The organism is Corynebacterium auris (genome assembly GCF_030408575.1).
In the GTDB taxonomy this organism is placed as follows: domain Bacteria; phylum Actinomycetota; class Actinomycetes; order Mycobacteriales; family Mycobacteriaceae; genus Corynebacterium; species Corynebacterium auris.
Genome location: NZ_CP047047.1, coordinates 831,411 through 846,950 on the forward strand (window position 1 = coordinate 831,411; position 15,540 = coordinate 846,950).

Here is a 15,540-nt window from a genome sequence, read left to right on the forward strand (position 1 = left end):
CGCCCTTTTTAGGGCAGCCCCCTATTGAAGAATCCACCGAAAGGACCCGAGCACGTGTCTGACGACCTTCGCTATCAAGATCTGGCCTCATTCGACCCCGAAGTCTACGAGGCCATCCGCAACGAGCTGGGCCACCAGCGCGAGACGCTGGAGATGATCGCCTCCGAGAACTTCGTACCCCGTTCCGTGCTGCAGGCACAGGGCTCGGTGTTCACCAACAAGTACGCTGAGGGCTACCCGGGCCGCCGGTACTACGGCGGCTGCGAGTATGCAGACGTCGTCGAGGACCTGGCTCGCGACCGCGCCAAGGAGGTCTTCGGCGCGCAGTACGCCAACGTCCAGCCGCACTCGGGAGCTCAGGCAAACGCCGCCGTGCTCATGGCGCTGGCGGAGCCGGGCGATACCATCCTCGGCCTCGACCTGGCCCACGGCGGTCACCTGACCCACGGCATGAAGATCAACTTCTCCGGCAAGCTCTACAAAGTCGCCGCCTACCAGGTGGAAAAGGACACCCACACCATCGACATGGCGAAGCTGCGCGAGCAGGCCCGCGAGGTCAAGCCGAAGGTGATCATCGCCGGGTGGTCGGCCTACCCGCGCCAGCAGGACTTCGCAGAGTTCCGCTCCATCGCGGACGAGGTCGGCGCCTACCTGTGGGTCGACATGGCGCACTTCGCCGGCCTCGTGGCCGCGGGCCTGCACCCCTCCCCGGTGCCTCACGCGCACGTTGTCTCCTCCACCGTTCACAAGACCATCGGCGGACCGCGCTCCGGCTTCATCCTCACCAACGACCTCGAACTGCACAAGAAGCTCAACTCGACGGTGTTCCCGGGCCAGCAGGGCGGGCCGCTCATGCACGTCATCGCCGCGAAGGCCACCGCCTTCAAGATCGCCGGCACCCCGGAGTTCAAGGACCGCCAGCAGCGCACGCTCGACGGCGCGACCATCCTCGCCGAGCGCCTGACGCAGGAGGACGCCAAGGCGGCTGGCATCGACGTCGTCTCCGGCGGCACGGACGTCCACCTCGTTTTGGTGGACCTGCGCAACTCCGACATGGACGGCCAGCAGGCGGAGGACCTGCTCCACCGCGCGGGCATCACCGTCAACCGCAATGCGGTGCCCTTCGACCCGCGCCCGCCGAAGGTCACCTCCGGACTGCGCATCGGCACCTCGGCGCTGGCCACGCGAGGCTTTGAGGCGGAGGACTTCCGCGAGGTCTCCGAGATCATCGCGGAGGTGCTCATCAAGGGCGACGGCGCTGATGTCGAGGCGCTGCACGCGCGCGTCGACAAGCTCGCGGAGAAGTACCCCCTCTACCCGGACCTCGAGGACTGGAAGCTGCTCTAACCCTCTTCCTGGCCCTCATTAAGGCCCTCATCAAGCCCGCGCTCCTCGGCCAAGGTAGTGCGGGCTTTTCGCAGCCATGCGGGCTGATCCGCCAGAAGCGCCTTGATGTCCTCGGTAGTCAAGGGCTTGTCCATTCCGTTGGCCTTCAAGGCGGTGATGCTGATGCCAAGCTTGCGCGCCACCTCCGGCCGCGGGTGAGGCCCGTTCAGTCGCAGTTGCTTCAGCCACTCGGGAGGGTTGTTCTGCAGAGCGCGTAGCTCGGCGTGCGTTACGGCACCCTCCTGGAAGGTCTGCGGGGTGGCGGGGAGGTAGATTCCGAGCTTCTTCGCCGCGGTGGCGGGCTTCATTGCGGTGCCCGAAGGCTGGTTCTGCGTCATGGCCTTGACGGTAGCATTGACCCATGCTCAGGCTTTCCTTCGTCACAGGAACCGAACCCGGCAAATGGCTGCGCCGCTACGAGGCGTTCAGGCGCGAGGCGATCGAGGCGGCCGGGCGCGACGACCCGCTCGCGGAACTCGGGGAAGGCCGCTGCGACCTCGCGCTGGTCCGACTGCCAGACGAGCGCGTGAGCGAGCGGCACCACGTGGTCAAGCTGTACGAGGAGGCGCCGGGTGTTGCCGTGCCGAAGGAATCCGTCTACGCCGAGGTGGGGGGCGCCGTGCGTCGCGCGGACCTCGAGGGTGAGATCGTGACGTTTGAGTTCGCCGCCGGCGCGGAAATCGGCGAGCTTCGCGACGCCCTCCAGGTCGTCGCGGCGAACGTCGGCGTCGCCTTCGCGCCGCGTCCGCTGCTGAAGATTCTGGCGAAAAAACAGGTGGCCGCGCTCGAACTAATCGACGAAGCCGCGCCCGTCACGACTATCGCACTGGTGTGGCAAAAAGTAGCCGATTCCGACGCGATCCAGGACTTTGTCGGCGTGGCAAAGGGCCGAACCGTAAATTCTTCCCGCGGATCGAAAAACCAGGTTAAGGGCTATTCTGAACGCCGTTCGAGGGGGTCGCGGAGGGGGCGGCGATGACACGTCTGGAGATTTTTCCGTACAGTGGTTGGTACAGGTGATACCTACAACGAAAGGAACAGCTTTAAGATGATTGTTCGCAAGAAGATCGCTGCAAGCGTTGCCGCGCTCGCACTCGTGACGGGCCTTACCGCATGCGCGGACGAAGAGGAGCAGCCCGCCGAGGAGACCACGGCCCAGGAGACCACCGAGGAGGAGAACGCCGAGGAGGTCACCCCGGAGCCCGAGGAGCAGCAGGAGCAGGCTAACGAGAGCGGTGACACCGCCGAGGGCGTCACCGTCGAGGTGACCACCGCGGACGGCGCGACGGTACTGGTGCCGCAGGGCCTTGCGGACGCCATGGGCCAGTACGCGGAGCCGGACTGGGGCGAGCCGGTCGAGGTTGAGGAGACCGAGAACGGCTGGATCGTCTCCTATGACGAGGAGCGTTACGTCGCTTGGAACGAGAACACCGGTGGCGCTCCGACGTGGGGTGAGATTGCCAACAACTGGCTGACCAATGTCCGCGCGGACTCCTCCCTGGGCTTCCCGGTTGCGCCTGAGGAGGTTCACCCGGACCAGGAAGGCTGGGTCCAGGAGTTTGAGAACGGCCGCATCGAGTGGGTCCGTGGCGCTGACGGTGTCTTCACCGCCAACGTTATCGAGGAGTAAATAGCACTCGCACAAGCCCTGTTCTAGCCCCACGCACGGGGCCGGAGCAGGGCTTTACGCGTCTTCGTTGCGCTGCGGGATGGAAAAGTGAAAGATTGTCGACATGTCTCAGAACGGTTTTACGATCCGTCCCATCCGGCGCGATGATTATTCGCAGGTACGCGCCATCTACGAGATGGGCCTCAGCTCCGGCCATGCCACCTATGAAACGGAGGGGCCGACATGGGAGGAGTTCACGGCGAAGAAGATCATGGAGGCGGTGTTCGTCGCGGTTGACGACGACAACCCCGACAAGATCCTCGGCTGGGTCTCAGCCGCGCCGGCGTCGTCGCGCTCCGTCTTCCACGGCGTGGTGGAGGACTCGATCTATTCCCACCCGGACGCGCGGGGCCGCGGGGTGTCGGGAGCGCTGCTCGACCGGCTCATCGAAGCCTGCATCGACCTCGATAAGTGGTCCATCCACTCGTGGATTTTCCCCGAAAACGAAGGCTCCGCCGGCCTGCACACCTCCCGGGGGTTCGCGAAGGTGGGCACCTTCCACCACATGGCCAAGATGACCTACGGCGATATGGAAGGAGAGTGGCGCGACACCGACATCTATGAGCTGCTGCTGCCGAAGCCGGGGGAGAAGCGGCGCTAGCTGATGGTCTCCTTCAGCGGGTCCTCCTGCACTGGGATGAGGAGGACCAGAGCGAGAAGGGCAAGGGGCACGAGCATCAAAAAGATTGGCGTCAACCCGTCGTTATAGCTCGTGAGGACGGCGGTGCGGAGGGCGTCGGGAAGCATGCCCACGGCCTCTGGGGTCAGCGATTGTCGCGCCGACCCGGAGGTGAATGCCTCTGCGTAAGGTTCTGCCTCCGGCCCCATCGAAGTGAGGGCGTCGGGAACGCGCTCGCGCAGGTTCTCGGTCATGTTGTGCACGAACAGAGAGCCGATGAGGGAGGCGCCGAGTGCGCCGCCGATCTGGCGGAAGAAGTTGTTCGCGGCAGTGGCGGTACCCACCATCGACAGGGCGAAGGAGTTCTGCACGATGAGCACCAGCACCTGCATGACCAGCCCGAGGCCGAAGCCGAAGATGAACATATAGAGCCCGAGAATCGGCAGGGACGTGCTCACCTCGAGAGTGGACAGCAGCCATAGACCGAGCGCGACAAAGCCCATGCCGAGCAGCGGGAAGATCTTGTAGCGACCGCTGTGCGAGATGAGGAACCCCACGCCGATTCCGGTACCCAGCATGCCCAGGACCATCGGCAGCATCATCAGGCCGGCGTCGGTCGGCGTGAGCTCGTGGACCATCTGGAGGTAGGTGGGCAAATACCCCAGCGAGCCCATCATCGCGATTCCGAGGACGAGCCCCGCCACGGTGGTCAGCACCATGTTGCGGTTGCGGAACAGGTACATGGGGATAAGCGGGTTCGCGGCGTGAACCTCGACGAGGACAAACAGCACGGAGGAGACGATGGTCGCGGCGATCAGCCCGAGGATGATCGGCGAGCCCCATTCGTACTGGGTGCCGCCCCACGTTGTGGTGAGGATCAGCGAGGTAGTGGCCACCACCATGAACAGGGTGCCGAGCCAGTCGAAGTTGAGACCCCGCACGGAGCCGGTGCGCAGCTTGAGCACCGCGGCGGACAGAGCCATCGCCACCAGCCCGAGAGGAATGTTCATCCACAGCCCCCAGCGCCAGCCCGGGCCGTCGGTGAACCAGCCACCGAGGACGGGGCCGAGGACAGAGGCGACGCCGAAGACCGCGCCGATCGCCCCCATGTACTTGCCGCGTTCCCGGGCGGGGACGACCTCGGCGATGATGGCCTGGGCGCAGACCATCATGCCGCCGGCGCCGAAGCCCTGGATCGCGCGCCCTGCGATGAGCATGCCCATCGAGGAGGCGAAGCCGCCGAGCGTGGAGCCGACCAGAAAGAAGGCGATGCCGACGATATAGAGCCACTTGCGCCCGACGCCGTCGCCAAGCTTGCCGAAGACGGGCAGGGCTATCGTCATGGTGACCAGGAAGGCGGAAATAACCCAGCTCATGTGATCCACCCCGCCGAGCTCGCCGACGATCGTGGGCAGCGCGGTAGCGAAGATCATCTGCCCCAGCGAGCTCATGAGCATGGTGGTCAGCAGGGCAGTGAAGATGAGGCCGACGCGGGGGCGTTCCTCGGCTGTATCTACCACGAGAGCTCCTTTGCTAGATCGATGTGGAAACGGGCTGCCGCGCGCAGTGAATCCACCCCGAGGGGGTCCGTCGCGGGGAAATCCGGATTGCTGAGGTAGGTGGAGACGGAGACGTAGAAGAGGTTGACGATCGCGTTGGCCTCGATCTGCGTCGGCGCTTCGGGCAGCTTGCGGTCTTCCGGAAAATTCCCAAGATGCTTGTCGACGGCCCGCCCGAGCCGCATCAGGGTTTCCCCACCGCGCTCGAAAGCGGCGCCCGCCAGGGCCGGATTTCGCTTCAAGATAGCCCTGCGGCGCAAGAGGTGATCGCGCCCCAGGGCATCTGGGCGCACCGTGAGCTGGCTGAATATCAGCTCGAGAACGTTGCCGGACGGTGTCGTCGCGATGGCCTCGAAGGCCTCGTCAGGAAGGGCGAAGGGGAATGACCCCAGCACGGCCTCGTCCTTCGAGTCCATGTAGTTGAAGAAGGTGCGCCGCGAGATGTCGGCGGCCCGGCAGATGTCCTCGATGGTGACGGCGTCGAAGCCCCGGCTCTCCACGAGGCTCATGGCCTCCTCGATGATGCGCCGACGTGTCTCGCGCCGCTTGCGCTCCCGGAGCCCGTCATTATTTTCATGCACAGAGTGTGAGATTACACCCGGTGCACAATTTCGCAACTGTATGCGTTATCCGGCGGTTTCGGGGGGCTCCCACGACACCGCCCCGTGGACGGATTCGCCGCCTGCGCCGTCGAGCGCAATCTCGATCACGCCCGGCTCGACCTCGTGCAACTCCCACGTTCCATCGTGAGCAGGGCAGCGCCTGGTGAGTGCGCGCGCAGCCCACGCGTCCTCGCCGCTTCGCGTCAGCAGCAGCGTGCAGTTCCTGGCGGGATACGACAGCATGGCGCTGTCCCCGCCGAAGGTGAGCACCCCGTTCCAGCCGGATTCCCCCCGCGGCGAGGAGGAGGTCAGCCAGCCGGAATACGTGCCAGGGGCGGGGGAGTCGGCGCGCGGGGCGTCGTCAAGCGGGGTGGGCTGCGCGGTGACAGTGACAACCTGGGGCAGCGGGCTGCGCTCGGCGGCGGGGCGCGACAGCGCGTACGTCGCTGCGGCCACGGCGGCGAGCACCGCGACGGCAAGGACGGCGATGCCGCCGATCACCCACGCCCTACTGGATCCCCCGGCGCCGCGGAGCTCGCTGAAGGAATCGGGCATGGCAAACCCCCAATCGGTGGGCGAACGGTGCCCGGTTTCGGCCTAGTTCCTGTCGGTGTTGGCCATGCTCAACACGTCGAGGCGCTTGTCCAGCTCTTCCTCGGTGAGCTTCTCGCCGTCGACGTAACCGAGGTCGATGACGGCCTGCCGGATGGTCTTTCCCTCGGCGAGGGCCGTCTTGGCCACCTTCGCTGCGGCCTCGTAGCCGATGGCGCTGTTCAGCGGCGTGACAATCGAGGGGGAGGACTCGGCCAGTTCCTTCATGCGCTCGACGTTCGGCTCGATGCCGTCGACGAGCTTGGTGGCGAACTGGCGGGCCGTGTTAGCCAGCAGGCGGGAGGACTCGAGCACGTTTCGGGCCATCACGGGGATGAAGACGTTGAGCTCAAACTGGCCCTGCGTGCCGGCGAAAGCGACGGCCGCGTCGTTGCCGATAACCTGCGCGGAGACCTGGGTGGCCGTCTCGCACAGGACGGGGTTGACCTTGCCCGGCATGATGGAGGAGCCGGGCTGCAGGTCCGGCAGGTGGATCTCGCCGAAGCCGGCCAGCGGGCCAGAGCCCATGAGGCGGATGTCGTTGGCGATCTTGTACAGGGAGACCGCCACCGAGCGCATTGCGCCGGAGAACTCGACAAGCCCGTCGCGGTTGGCCTGCGCCTCGAAGTGGTTTTCTGCCTCGGAGAGCTGCTCGACACCAGAAAGCTTAATCAGCTCCTCGGTCACCTTGCCGCCGAACTCGGCGGGGGTGTTGATGCCCGTGCCCACGGCGGTGCCGCCGATCGGCAGCTCGCCGAGGCGCGGCAGGACAGCTTCCACGCGCTGGATGCCGAGTTCGATCTGGCGGGCGTAGCCGGAGAACTCCTGGCCGAGGGTGACAGGGGTGGCATCCATGAGGTGGGTGCGGCCGGACTTGACCACCTCGTGCCACTCGGCGGCCTTCTTGGCGAGGGATTCGTGCAGGACCTTCAGTCCGGGGATGAGGTCGGCGACAGCGGCCTCCGTGGCGGCGACGTGGGTGGCCGTCGGGAAGGTGTCGTTCGAGGACTGGCCCATGTTGACGTCGTCGTTCGGGTGGACCTCGACGCCGTTGGACTTGGCAATTGAGGCAATGACCTCGTTGGTGTTCATGTTCGAGGAGGTTCCGGAGCCGGTCTGGAACACGTCGATCGGGAACTGGTCATCGTGCTTGCCGTCTGCGATTTCCTTGGCGGCGGCGATGATCGCGTCAGCCTTGGCGGCGTCGAGGTTGCCCAGGTCCTTGTTCACCTGCGCGCAGGCGGCCTTGAGCAGCCCGAGCGCGCGGATCTGCTGGGACTCCAGCGGGCGGAAAGAGATGGGGAAGTTCTCCACGGCGCGCTGGGTCTGCGCGCGCCACAGTGCGTCGACAGGCACCTTGACCTCGCCCATCGTGTCGTGCTCGATGCGGTATTCCTGATCAGCCATGAAACTCAATCTTTCTGTTCGGGGAATGTTCAACTAGAGATTATGCCCGCTCGCGCCGGTGCGGGCGCGGCGCTGGTCGGTTAATCGGTGGGGCCGGAGTAATCGACGACGGAGTAGGACTGCAGCTTGGATAGCTGGTGGATCGACTCGATGTAGCGCACCGTGCCGGAGCGCGCGCGCATGACCAGGGAGCGGGTCGTGGCCCCGTTCTTGCGGTACGACACCCCGCGCAGCATGTCGCCGTTGGTCACACCGGTGGCGGCGAAGTAGCAGTTGTCCGTGGCAATGAGATCGTCAAGTCCGAGGATGCGGTCGAGGTCGTGGCCCGCGGCCAGCACGGCGGTGCGCTCCGCCTCCGACTGCGGCGCGAGCTGACCCTGGATCTCGCCGCCGAGGCACTTCATGGCGCAGGCTGTGATCACGCCCTCGGGGGTGCCGCCGATGCCCATCGCGATGTCGATGGAGTTGGTGTCCTGGGCCGCCGCGATCGCGCCCGCGACGTCGCCGTCGGCGATAAAGCGCACCTTCGCGCCGGCCTCGCGGATCTCGCGCACCAGCTGCTCGTGGCGGGTGCGGTCGAGCACGACCACGGTGACGTCGGCGGGAGCCACGCCCTTCGCCTTCGCGACGGCCTTAATGTTGTGCTCCACAGGCGCGGTGATGTCCACGGTGCCCTTCGCTTCCGGCCCGACGGCGAGCTTGTTCATGTAGAACGCATCCTTCGGGTTGTACATCGTGCCCCGGTCCGCAGCCGCGATGACCGAGATGGCGTTCGGGCGCCCCTCCGCCATGAGCGTTGTCCCGTCGACCGGGTCCACGGCGATATCGACCTGGGCGCCGGTGCCGTTGCCCACTAGTTCGCCGTTGAACAGCATCGGGGCCTCGTCCTTCTCACCCTCGCCGATGACGATGACGCCGTCCATGCTGACCGAGTTGATCATCTTGCGCATCGCGTCGACGGCCGCGCCGTCCCCCGACTCCTTCATTCCCCGCCCGACCCAGCGGCCCGAGGCCAGCGCGGCGGCTTCCGTGACGCGCACCAGTTCCAGGGCGAGGTTACGGTCCGGGTGCTCCGTGGACCCGTGCGTCGGCGAAGTGTGCGTCATCGAAGGAAGCCTCCTGAGCTGTAGAAGATTCGTTGCGCGCCGCTGGGAACGGCGCGGGGGTATGCGCGGGCATTCCGCCCGCCCTATTGTTCCACTTTCGGCTCCCGTTATTCGTTCCTCCCACCTTCTAACGGGGGTGGCCGGGGGCTCGTGTCATACTAGGGCGCGTGGCATCCGACGATAAACCCCGCATTTTCCAGGACGGCCGGGACATGGCGATCAACATGGCGATCATCGTCGTCGCCATGCTCCTGGTCGTCGGGTTCACCGGCTTGTGTTCCTTTAACCCGGGTGAGCCCGAGGGTGGGCCGGTCCAGGAGGTCGACGCGGAGACCTTCCTCGGCCTAGAGGCCCGTGCCGTCGATTTTCCCGTGCGCCACCCGCAGTTGCCTGAGGAATGGACGACGAACTCCGCCCGCCGCTCGGTGATTGACGGCGCCCCCGCGCCGGTCGTCGGCTGGGTCACTCCGGACCAGGGATATATCCAGCTCACGCAAACCGGGGCGAGCGTAGAAGACGCCGTCCGCGGGCTCGACGCGCACCCACGAGAGTACGAGCGCTCCGAGACCATCGACGGCGTTGAGGCGCAGGTGTTCACCTCTGAAGCCGAAGACGTGCGCGACGTGTGGGCGGTGGACGCCGGCGACGTACGACTCGTGGTCACCGGCGCCGGGACGGACGAGGAGCGCCGCGAGGTAATCGCAACCACTCTGAGCAGCGAGCCTCTTCCGGCCGGTTAGCCCCTTACTGCTGGGAGTTCTGGTGCGCGTCTGCCGCCTCTGGCTTGTCTTGCCCGTCCGGGCCCTCGGCGGAGCGCGTATCGATGGCGGCTTCCACGCGTTGGGCGGCGCCGTCGAGGAGGACCTCGCAGCGCTTGGCCAGCGCTTCGCCGCGCTCCCAGTAGGCGAGGGATTCGTCTAGGCTCATCTGGCCAAGCTCGAGGATCTTCACCGTTTCGATAAGTTCGTCGCGGGCCTGCTCGTAGGTGAGGTTCTCCGGGTCCGGCAGCGCAGCTTGTCCGCCCTGACCGGCGCCGAAAGTGTTTTGCGTGGGTTCGCTCATGAGTCCTTGCTCCTTGTGTTTTCGGTGGTGTGAGGCTAGTCGGCTGGGGTGGTGCCCATCCCGGCGGCGGTGATCGAGCCGTCCCCGACGCGGATCCGCAGCTGCGAACCTGGCGGGGCCTGCGCGATGCTGGTGACGACTTCCGGTTCGCTGTGGTCGCGCGGAATCACCTGCACCACGGCGTAACCGCGGGCCAGGGTCGCCGCCGGGCCGAGGGCCGAGACCTGCGCGCGTAGCGCGCGGACCGCCGCCTTTTCTTTGTCCAGCAGGTAACTGACGTCGCGCCGGATGAGGGAACGCGATCGGTCGACCTCCTCGCGGCGTTGCTGAATCGGCGTGAGGGGGTTAGCCAGCACTGGGCGCGATCGCAGGGCTTGGAGGGTAGAGCGCTCGCGCTGGACCCAGCCGCGCAGGGCCGCGTTCATCCGGGAGCGGGCCTCGTCGAGCAGCGCGTGCTCCTGTGCGACGTCGGGGACGACGCGCTTGGCGGCGTCCGTCGGTGTGGCGGCTCGCAGGTCGGCGACGTTGTCCAGCACCGGGTTGTCGGGCTCGTGGCCGATTGCCGAGACGACTGGCGTGGTGGCGGAGGCGACGGCGCGTTGGAGTGCCTCCTCCGAGAACGGGAGGAGGTCTTCGACGGATCCTCCGCCCCGGGCGATAATGATGACGTCGACAAGCGGGTCGGCGTCGAGCTCGCGGAGGGCGGCGATGACCTCGGGTACGGCGTTGGCGCCCTGGACCGCGGTGTTGCGCACGGCGAAGCTCACAGCGGGCCAACGCTGTTGGGCTACGGAGAGCACGTCGCGCTCGGCGGCGGATCCTTTACCCGTGATCAGGCCGATGGTGCGCGGAAGGTAGGGCAGGGGTTTTTTGCGGGAGGGGCTGAACAGGCCCTCGCTGGCGAGCTGAGCGCGCAGGCGCTCGATGCGGGCGAGAAGCTCGCCTTCGCCGACGTGGCGGATCTCTGTGACCCACATGGAAAAGGAGCCGCGCCCCGCGTAGAACGCGGGCTTGCCGTAGATGACCACCCGGTCGCCGTCTTTGAGGGGGGTGGGCAGAGAACGCAAAAGGGACGTGCTCGCCGTGAGCTGGACGCTGACCTGCTCCTGCGTGTCGCGCAGGGTGAGGTAGGACAGCTTCCAGGTCGGTTTCATGTTGACCTGCGTGAGCTGACCCTCGACCCAGAGCCAGCCGAGCTTTTCCACCCAGCTTTTGACCGACTGGTTGAGCTTGGATACGGCCCACGGTGACTCGGGGGTGCTCGCCGCAGAGTTGTGGGAAGTCTGTGTCACGGAAACGATGCCCGCCCCTTTCTTGAATACCTCGGTCAGCGCGGGGGAGTGCCGCGCGCACGCGCGCCCCCAGCAAACATCACCAGCATAGTGGTGCCTGTCCTTTTAGACGGTGATTCGATACCCTAGGTTCCATGACTGATCAGGGTAAGAAGGTTCTTCTCGCCGCCCCCCGCGGGTACTGCGCAGGCGTCGACCGGGCGGTCGAGACCGTGGAGAAAGCGCTGGAGAAGTACGGGGCACCCGTTTACGTGCGCAAGGAAATCGTGCACAACAAGTACGTTGTGGAAACGCTCCGGGAGCGGGGCGTGATTTTCGTCGAGGAGACCGACGAGGTGCCGGAGGGGGCGCACCTTGTTTTCTCCGCTCACGGGATCTCCCCGGCGGTGCGCAACTCGGCCGCCGAGCGGAACCTGCTTACCCTCGACGCGACCTGCCCGCTGGTGACGAAGGTGCACAACGAGGCAAAGCGTTTCGCCCGCAACGGCTACCACATCTTGCTGGTGGGCCACGAAGGCCACGAGGAGGTCGAGGGAACGGCAGGGGAGGCCCCGGAGGTCACGCACCTTGTCGACGGTGTCGAGGGGGTCGAGGCCCTGCCGGACTTTCCGGAGGAGCAGAAGCTCGTCTGGCTGTCCCAGACGACGTTGTCGGTCGACGAGACGATGGTGATCGTCAATAAGCTCCATGAGCGCTACCCGAACCTGGAGAATCCGCCGAGCGACGACATCTGTTACGCCACCCAGAACCGTCAGGTGGCGGTGAAGGCGATTGCCCCGCGCGCCGACCTGATGATCGTGGTCGGCTCGCAGAACTCTTCGAACTCGAAGCGCCTCGTCGAGGTGGCCCTCGAAGCCGGGGCGAAGGACGCCCACTTGGTGGACTACGCGCACCAGATCGAAAATGCGTGGCTGGACGGGGTGGACACCGTGGGGATCACTTCCGGTGCCTCCGTTCCGGAGATCCTCGTGCGCGATGTGGTCGATTCACTGGCGCAGCGCGGCTTTACGGACGTTGAGGAGGTCACCACCACGACGGAAACCATCACGTTTTCGCTGCCGCGCGACCTGCGCGCGGCACGGGTGTAAGAAGCGCGGGCCCTAATCGCGGTAAAGATCCTCGCCGAGGCGGCGCCTCGGCGAGCGCTCGGCGTCTGTCGGGGCCGTGCGGCGCCGCATCAGCTCCTCGACGGTGACAGAGTTAGCTCGGGCGCGCGCTCGCCGACTCTGGTTGGTCGTGCGCCGGTTGCTTGCCGCCGCCTGGCTCCGGTCCCGGATCTCGCGCTTTTCCACGCGGTCATTGTGCCGCTTGATCAGCGCAACGCGGAGGAAGGCGATCACCGCGCAGCCGACTGTGACCGCGGCGAGGACGGGGAAGAACTCGGCGAGCGGATATGCCATGGCAAGAAGTGAGGTCCGCGAGATGCCTGCGCCCTCGGTGGTCGTGTTCGCCCGCGCGATGACGTACCCTGCGCCGACGATGCCCGCGGCGTAGAAGACCGGGGCGCACAGGACGGTAAGCGCCAGCCCCTTGACGTTGACTAACGTCGCCACCAGCACCGATCCCGCAGCAAAGAGCACGAGGAACGGCCAGCCGATCTGCTCTGCGTAGATAGAGATGAGGGCGCCGGTGAATACCGCGGCGAAGATGATGGCGATGCCAGAGCCGGTCGGCAGCCCGACGAAGGTCGCTCGTTGAGCGTGGGAGGTGCGGGACGACGGGTGTGACACGTCGGGTCATTCTACCTACCCCCGGGCCGCGGATGGACTCAGTCTCCGCTTTCTTCGGCCGCGTGTCGGGGCGAGGCGGAGACGCGGTGCAGCTCGGGTAAGCGGCCGCGGGTGGTTCGGGCAGGCACCCCCAGCTCGTCGAGCTTGCGGGCAGTGACCATGACGCGGGAGTCGATGGAGGCGGCGGTGGCGTTGAAGGCCTCCACGGCCTTTTCGAGGGCGTGGCCGACGCGGTTGTAGTGCTCGCCCATAGTGGCGAGGCGTTGGTAGAGCTCGGCGCCTAGGCGTTGGACCTGCTTGGCTTTGTCGTTCATCGCCTCGTGGCGCCAGCCGAGCGCCACCGTGCGCAGCAGGGCGAACAGCGTCGTGGGCGTGGCGATGACGACGTCGCGGGAAAAGGCGTAATCGAGCAGCTCAGGATCGGTAGCCAAGCCAGAGTCGAGGAAGGGGTCCGCGGGCACGAACATGACCACGAACTCGGGCGTGGGCTGGAAGGCCTCGATGTAGGCCTTGGACGACAGGGTGTCCACGTGCTGGCGGAGTAGGTGGGCGTGGCGGCGAAGGTACGCCTGCTTTTCTTCTGGGTCCTCCGTGTTGAGCGCGTCGAGGTAGGAAGAGAAGGGGACTTTGGCGTCGACGATGATTGAACGGCCGTGAGAGAGACGGATGAGCATGTCTGGGCGCACGCGGGTGCCGTCGATAAGCGCGCTGTGCTGGACGTCGAAGTCGCAGTGCTCGAGCATGCCGCCGAGCTCGACGACACGCCGCAGCTGCATTTCCCCCCATCGGCCCCGGGTCTGCGGGGAGCGCAGGGCCGAGATGAGCTGATCTGTGCGGTCGGACAGCCGCGCCGAGGTCCGCGTGATCGCCTGAACCTGGCTGGCTAGGGCGGAGTAGGCGACGGCCCGGTCCTCGTCCATGTCGTCGAGGTGGCCCGCGAGGCGCTCCAGGGCTCGCGTGACCGGCGCCATGTCGGTCGGGCTGGCTGGCGGGGGCGGGGCAGTGCGGCCGCGTACGGCGGCGTAGCAGGCGAGGGCGCCGAGGACGAGGCCGGCTGAGAAGACGACAAGCGCGGAAGCAATGGACATCGCGGACATGGGCAGCAGTGTGCCATACGTCCCGGACGCTAATCCTCGGAGCGGCCCTTCCGTTCGAACAACTTTGCGAAAGCGTCGGTTTGTGTGAGGCGGCGCAGACGTTCGCTGTCGCGCAGCTTGTGCCAGCCGGGTTTCGCCTTCGTCGACGAGGACTCGGGGGCAAAGTCGCTGGTGACCGCGGCGGGGGCCCAGTCGCGGTCACCGCGCCACTCCTTACGCTCGTAGACGGACTCGCGCTCTTCGAGTTCGGCGATCGCGCGGCCTTCCTCGGTGGCGAAGTCGAGCTGGGCGGCGGTCCTCTCGCCGGCGTGGATCTTCAGCATGTCCAGGACGTAGCGGTAGCACACGGCGATCATGGCGGCGGCGGGGACCGCGAGGAAGGCGCCGATGAGGCCGAAGAGACCGCCGCCGACAGTGACGGAGACGAGGACGATCACCGGGTGCAGGTTCATGGCGCGGGACTGCAGCACGGGCTGCAAAACGTTGCCCTCGAGCTGCTGCACGGCGATGACGATCACGAGCACGATCAGGGCCTCGGTAAAGCCCAGCGAGACCAGTGCGACCAGGACAGCGAGGGCGCCGGCGACGACGGCGCCGACAATCGGAATGAAGCCGGCGAAGAAGGTGATCACCGCGAGGGTGAACGCCATGGGCACCCCGACGATGGCGATGCCCACACCGATGAAGAAGGCGTCGACAAGCGAAACTGCTGCTTGTGCGCGGATGAAGCCTGAGAGCGTCTTCCACGCGCGGGTGAGCAGCTCCGTGGCGTGCAGGCCGGTGCGGCCGCCCGTGGCGGAACGCAGCCAGGGCAGGAAGCGGTGGCCGTCTTTGAGGAAGAAGAAGGTAAGCACGAGCACGACGGTGAGGGTGACCGCGACTCCGGCCGCGGTGCCAATCCCGGCGAAGACCCCGCCGGCGATGGCCCCGGCCTGGTTCTGCAGCCAGTTCGCAATCTCGTTGATCGCGTTGTTCAGCTCCTCCGGGTCGATGTTCAGCGGCGGGCCCTGCAGCCACAGCTGCAGCCTCTGAATGCCCTCAAGGGCCTGGAGGTAGAGGATCTGCGAGTGGGCCACGATGTCGGGTGCGATGAGCGAGCCGATGAAACCGGCGGCCCCGAAAAACGCGAGGATGGAGAGGATCGAGGCCAGGGCGGCGGGAACGCGCCTGCGGCGCATGAACGTCGACAGCGGCGCGAGCACCGTGCACACGATGAGCGCGAGCACCACCGGAAGAATGCCCGCCCAGAAGGTTCCGATGAGCTGGCTCGCCGCGAAAAGAAACAGCGCGAGGATGAGCACGCGCAGGGTGAACATCGCGGCTGATTTCAGCCACTCGTTGATAACTACCCCGCGGTCGATCTGGTCGTCGGGGGTGCGATCCTCGTCGTCGGTACTCACCCGCACTATCATGCCCCATC

The 15,540-nt window shown here is 66.3% G+C and carries 17 protein-coding genes; 6 read left to right on the plus strand and 11 right to left on the minus strand.

Annotated elements, in window-relative coordinates; all coding sequences use genetic code 11:
• Positions 1-54: 54 nt before the first annotated feature.
• The gene (gene glyA / locus CAURIS_RS04005; RefSeq protein WP_290342934.1) at positions 55-1,347 is read left to right on the plus strand and encodes a serine hydroxymethyltransferase; all 1,293 of its coding nucleotides are present in this window, start codon (positions 55-57) and stop codon (positions 1,345-1,347) included.
• Here the strand turns inward: glyA and CAURIS_RS04010 are convergent.
• Positions 1,344-1,724, minus strand: a complete 381-nt coding sequence (locus tag CAURIS_RS04010; protein WP_290342935.1) for a DUF5997 family protein — start codon at positions 1,722-1,724, stop codon at positions 1,344-1,346. The genes glyA and CAURIS_RS04010 overlap by 4 nt on opposite strands.
• 23 nt (positions 1,725-1,747) lie before the next feature.
• Between CAURIS_RS04010 and CAURIS_RS04015 the strand changes: the two genes are divergently transcribed.
• The 3 genes from CAURIS_RS04015 (at position 1,748) to CAURIS_RS04025 (ending at position 3,656) form a co-directional block, all read left to right on the plus strand.
• Positions 1,748-2,365, plus strand: a complete 618-nt coding sequence (locus CAURIS_RS04015; protein ID WP_290342936.1) for a LysR family transcriptional regulator substrate-binding protein — start codon at positions 1,748-1,750, stop codon at positions 2,363-2,365.
• Positions 2,366-2,434: 69 nt separating this feature from the next.
• Positions 2,435-3,016 carry an LGFP repeat-containing protein gene (locus CAURIS_RS04020; RefSeq protein WP_290342937.1) on the plus strand — a complete coding sequence of 194 codons (582 nt, stop codon included), beginning with the start codon at positions 2,435-2,437 and terminating at the stop codon, positions 3,014-3,016.
• 103 nt (positions 3,017-3,119) lie between these two features.
• Positions 3,120-3,656: a GNAT family N-acetyltransferase gene (locus CAURIS_RS04025; protein WP_290342938.1), complete on the plus strand. Its 537-nt coding sequence runs from the start codon at positions 3,120-3,122 to the stop codon at positions 3,654-3,656.
• Here CAURIS_RS04025 and CAURIS_RS04030 read toward each other — a convergent pair.
• The 5 genes from CAURIS_RS04030 to glpX all read right to left on the minus strand — a co-directional run bounded on the left by CAURIS_RS04030 (position 3,653) and on the right by glpX (position 8,939).
• Complete coding sequence (locus CAURIS_RS04030) at positions 3,653-5,194, minus strand: MDR family MFS transporter (protein ID WP_435384024.1); 1,542 nt, start codon at positions 5,192-5,194, stop codon at positions 3,653-3,655. The genes CAURIS_RS04025 and CAURIS_RS04030 overlap by 4 nt on opposite strands.
• Entirely contained in the window at positions 5,188-5,814 is a 627-nt protein-coding gene (locus tag CAURIS_RS04035) for a TetR family transcriptional regulator (protein ID WP_290342939.1), read from the minus strand. The genes CAURIS_RS04030 and CAURIS_RS04035 overlap by 7 nt, the downstream gene beginning before the upstream one ends.
• Positions 5,815-5,859: 45 nt before the next feature.
• Complete coding sequence (locus tag CAURIS_RS04040) at positions 5,860-6,390, minus strand: hypothetical protein (protein ID WP_290342940.1); 531 nt, start codon at positions 6,388-6,390, stop codon at positions 5,860-5,862.
• A gap of 42 nt (positions 6,391-6,432) precedes the next feature.
• Positions 6,433-7,833 carry a class II fumarate hydratase gene (locus tag CAURIS_RS04045; RefSeq protein WP_290342941.1) on the minus strand — a complete coding sequence of 467 codons (1,401 nt, stop codon included), beginning with the start codon at positions 7,831-7,833 and terminating at the stop codon, positions 6,433-6,435.
• 80 nt (positions 7,834-7,913) lie between these two features.
• Positions 7,914-8,939 (minus strand): class II fructose-bisphosphatase, encoded by a 1,026-nt coding sequence (gene glpX / locus CAURIS_RS04050; RefSeq protein WP_290342942.1) that lies wholly within the window; start codon positions 8,937-8,939, stop codon positions 7,914-7,916.
• A gap of 167 nt (positions 8,940-9,106) precedes the next feature.
• Here glpX and CAURIS_RS04055 point away from each other — a divergent pair, with 167 nt between their 5' ends.
• Positions 9,107-9,679, plus strand: a complete 573-nt coding sequence (locus CAURIS_RS04055) for a DUF4245 domain-containing protein (RefSeq protein ID WP_290342943.1) — start codon at positions 9,107-9,109, stop codon at positions 9,677-9,679.
• 4 nt (positions 9,680-9,683) lie between these two features.
• Here CAURIS_RS04055 and CAURIS_RS04060 read toward each other — a convergent pair whose 3' ends face one another.
• Together CAURIS_RS04060 and xseA are read right to left on the minus strand one after the other, a co-directional pair.
• Positions 9,684-10,001: an exodeoxyribonuclease VII small subunit gene (locus CAURIS_RS04060; protein WP_290342944.1), complete on the minus strand. Its 318-nt coding sequence runs from the start codon at positions 9,999-10,001 to the stop codon at positions 9,684-9,686.
• Between the two features lie 35 nt (positions 10,002-10,036).
• Positions 10,037-11,293: an exodeoxyribonuclease VII large subunit gene (xseA, locus tag CAURIS_RS04065; protein WP_290342945.1), complete on the minus strand. Its 1,257-nt coding sequence runs from the start codon at positions 11,291-11,293 to the stop codon at positions 10,037-10,039.
• 134 nt (positions 11,294-11,427) lie between these two features.
• On the opposite strand from xseA, the gene CAURIS_RS04070 reads away from it, so the two are divergent.
• A complete protein-coding gene (locus tag CAURIS_RS04070) occupies positions 11,428-12,381 on the plus strand; it encodes a 4-hydroxy-3-methylbut-2-enyl diphosphate reductase (RefSeq protein WP_290342946.1) in 954 nt (317 codons plus the stop codon).
• Positions 12,382-12,393: 12 nt separating this feature from the next.
• Here the strand turns inward: CAURIS_RS04070 and CAURIS_RS04075 are convergent, their stop codons facing one another.
• The 3 genes from CAURIS_RS04075 to CAURIS_RS04085 are packed head-to-tail and all read right to left on the minus strand — an operon-like array spanning position 12,394 to position 15,532.
• Entirely contained in the window at positions 12,394-13,023 is a 630-nt protein-coding gene (locus CAURIS_RS04075) for a DUF6542 domain-containing protein (RefSeq protein WP_290342947.1), read from the minus strand.
• A 38-nt stretch (positions 13,024-13,061) separates the two neighbouring features.
• Positions 13,062-14,111: a DNA recombination protein RmuC gene (locus CAURIS_RS04080; RefSeq protein WP_290343303.1), complete on the minus strand. Its 1,050-nt coding sequence runs from the start codon at positions 14,109-14,111 to the stop codon at positions 13,062-13,064.
• Between the two features lie 38 nt (positions 14,112-14,149).
• Positions 14,150-15,532 carry an AI-2E family transporter gene (locus CAURIS_RS04085; RefSeq protein ID WP_435384025.1) on the minus strand — a complete coding sequence of 461 codons (1,383 nt, stop codon included), beginning with the start codon at positions 15,530-15,532 and terminating at the stop codon, positions 14,150-14,152.
• Between the last annotated feature and the right edge of the window lie 8 nt (positions 15,533-15,540).

Excerpts from the sequence above, each read along its gene's own strand:
- CAURIS_RS04010 (WP_290342935.1), bottom strand. The coding sequence starts at position 1,724 with ATGACGCAGAACCAGCCTTCGGGCACCGCAATGAAGCCCGCCACCGCG.
- CAURIS_RS04015 (WP_290342936.1), top strand. The coding sequence starts at position 1,748 with ATGCTCAGGCTTTCCTTCGTCACAGGAACCGAACCCGGCAAATGGCTG.
- CAURIS_RS04020 (WP_290342937.1), top strand. The coding sequence starts at position 2,435 with ATGATTGTTCGCAAGAAGATCGCTGCAAGCGTTGCCGCGCTCGCACTC.
- CAURIS_RS04025 (WP_290342938.1), top strand. The coding sequence starts at position 3,120 with ATGTCTCAGAACGGTTTTACGATCCGTCCCATCCGGCGCGATGATTAT.
- CAURIS_RS04040 (WP_290342940.1), bottom strand. The coding sequence starts at position 6,390 with ATGCCCGATTCCTTCAGCGAGCTCCGCGGCGCCGGGGGATCCAGTAGG.
- CAURIS_RS04045 (WP_290342941.1), bottom strand. The coding sequence starts at position 7,833 with ATGGCTGATCAGGAATACCGCATCGAGCACGACACGATGGGCGAGGTC.
- glpX (WP_290342942.1), bottom strand. The coding sequence starts at position 8,939 with ATGACGCACACTTCGCCGACGCACGGGTCCACGGAGCACCCGGACCGT.
- CAURIS_RS04060 (WP_290342944.1), bottom strand. The coding sequence starts at position 10,001 with ATGAGCGAACCCACGCAAAACACTTTCGGCGCCGGTCAGGGCGGACAA.
- CAURIS_RS04070 (WP_290342946.1), top strand. The coding sequence starts at position 11,428 with ATGACTGATCAGGGTAAGAAGGTTCTTCTCGCCGCCCCCCGCGGGTAC.
- CAURIS_RS04080 (WP_290343303.1), bottom strand. The coding sequence starts at position 14,111 with ATGTCCATTGCTTCCGCGCTTGTCGTCTTCTCAGCCGGCCTCGTCCTC.
- CAURIS_RS04085 (WP_435384025.1), bottom strand. The coding sequence starts at position 15,532 with ATGATAGTGCGGGTGAGTACCGACGACGAGGATCGCACCCCCGACGAC.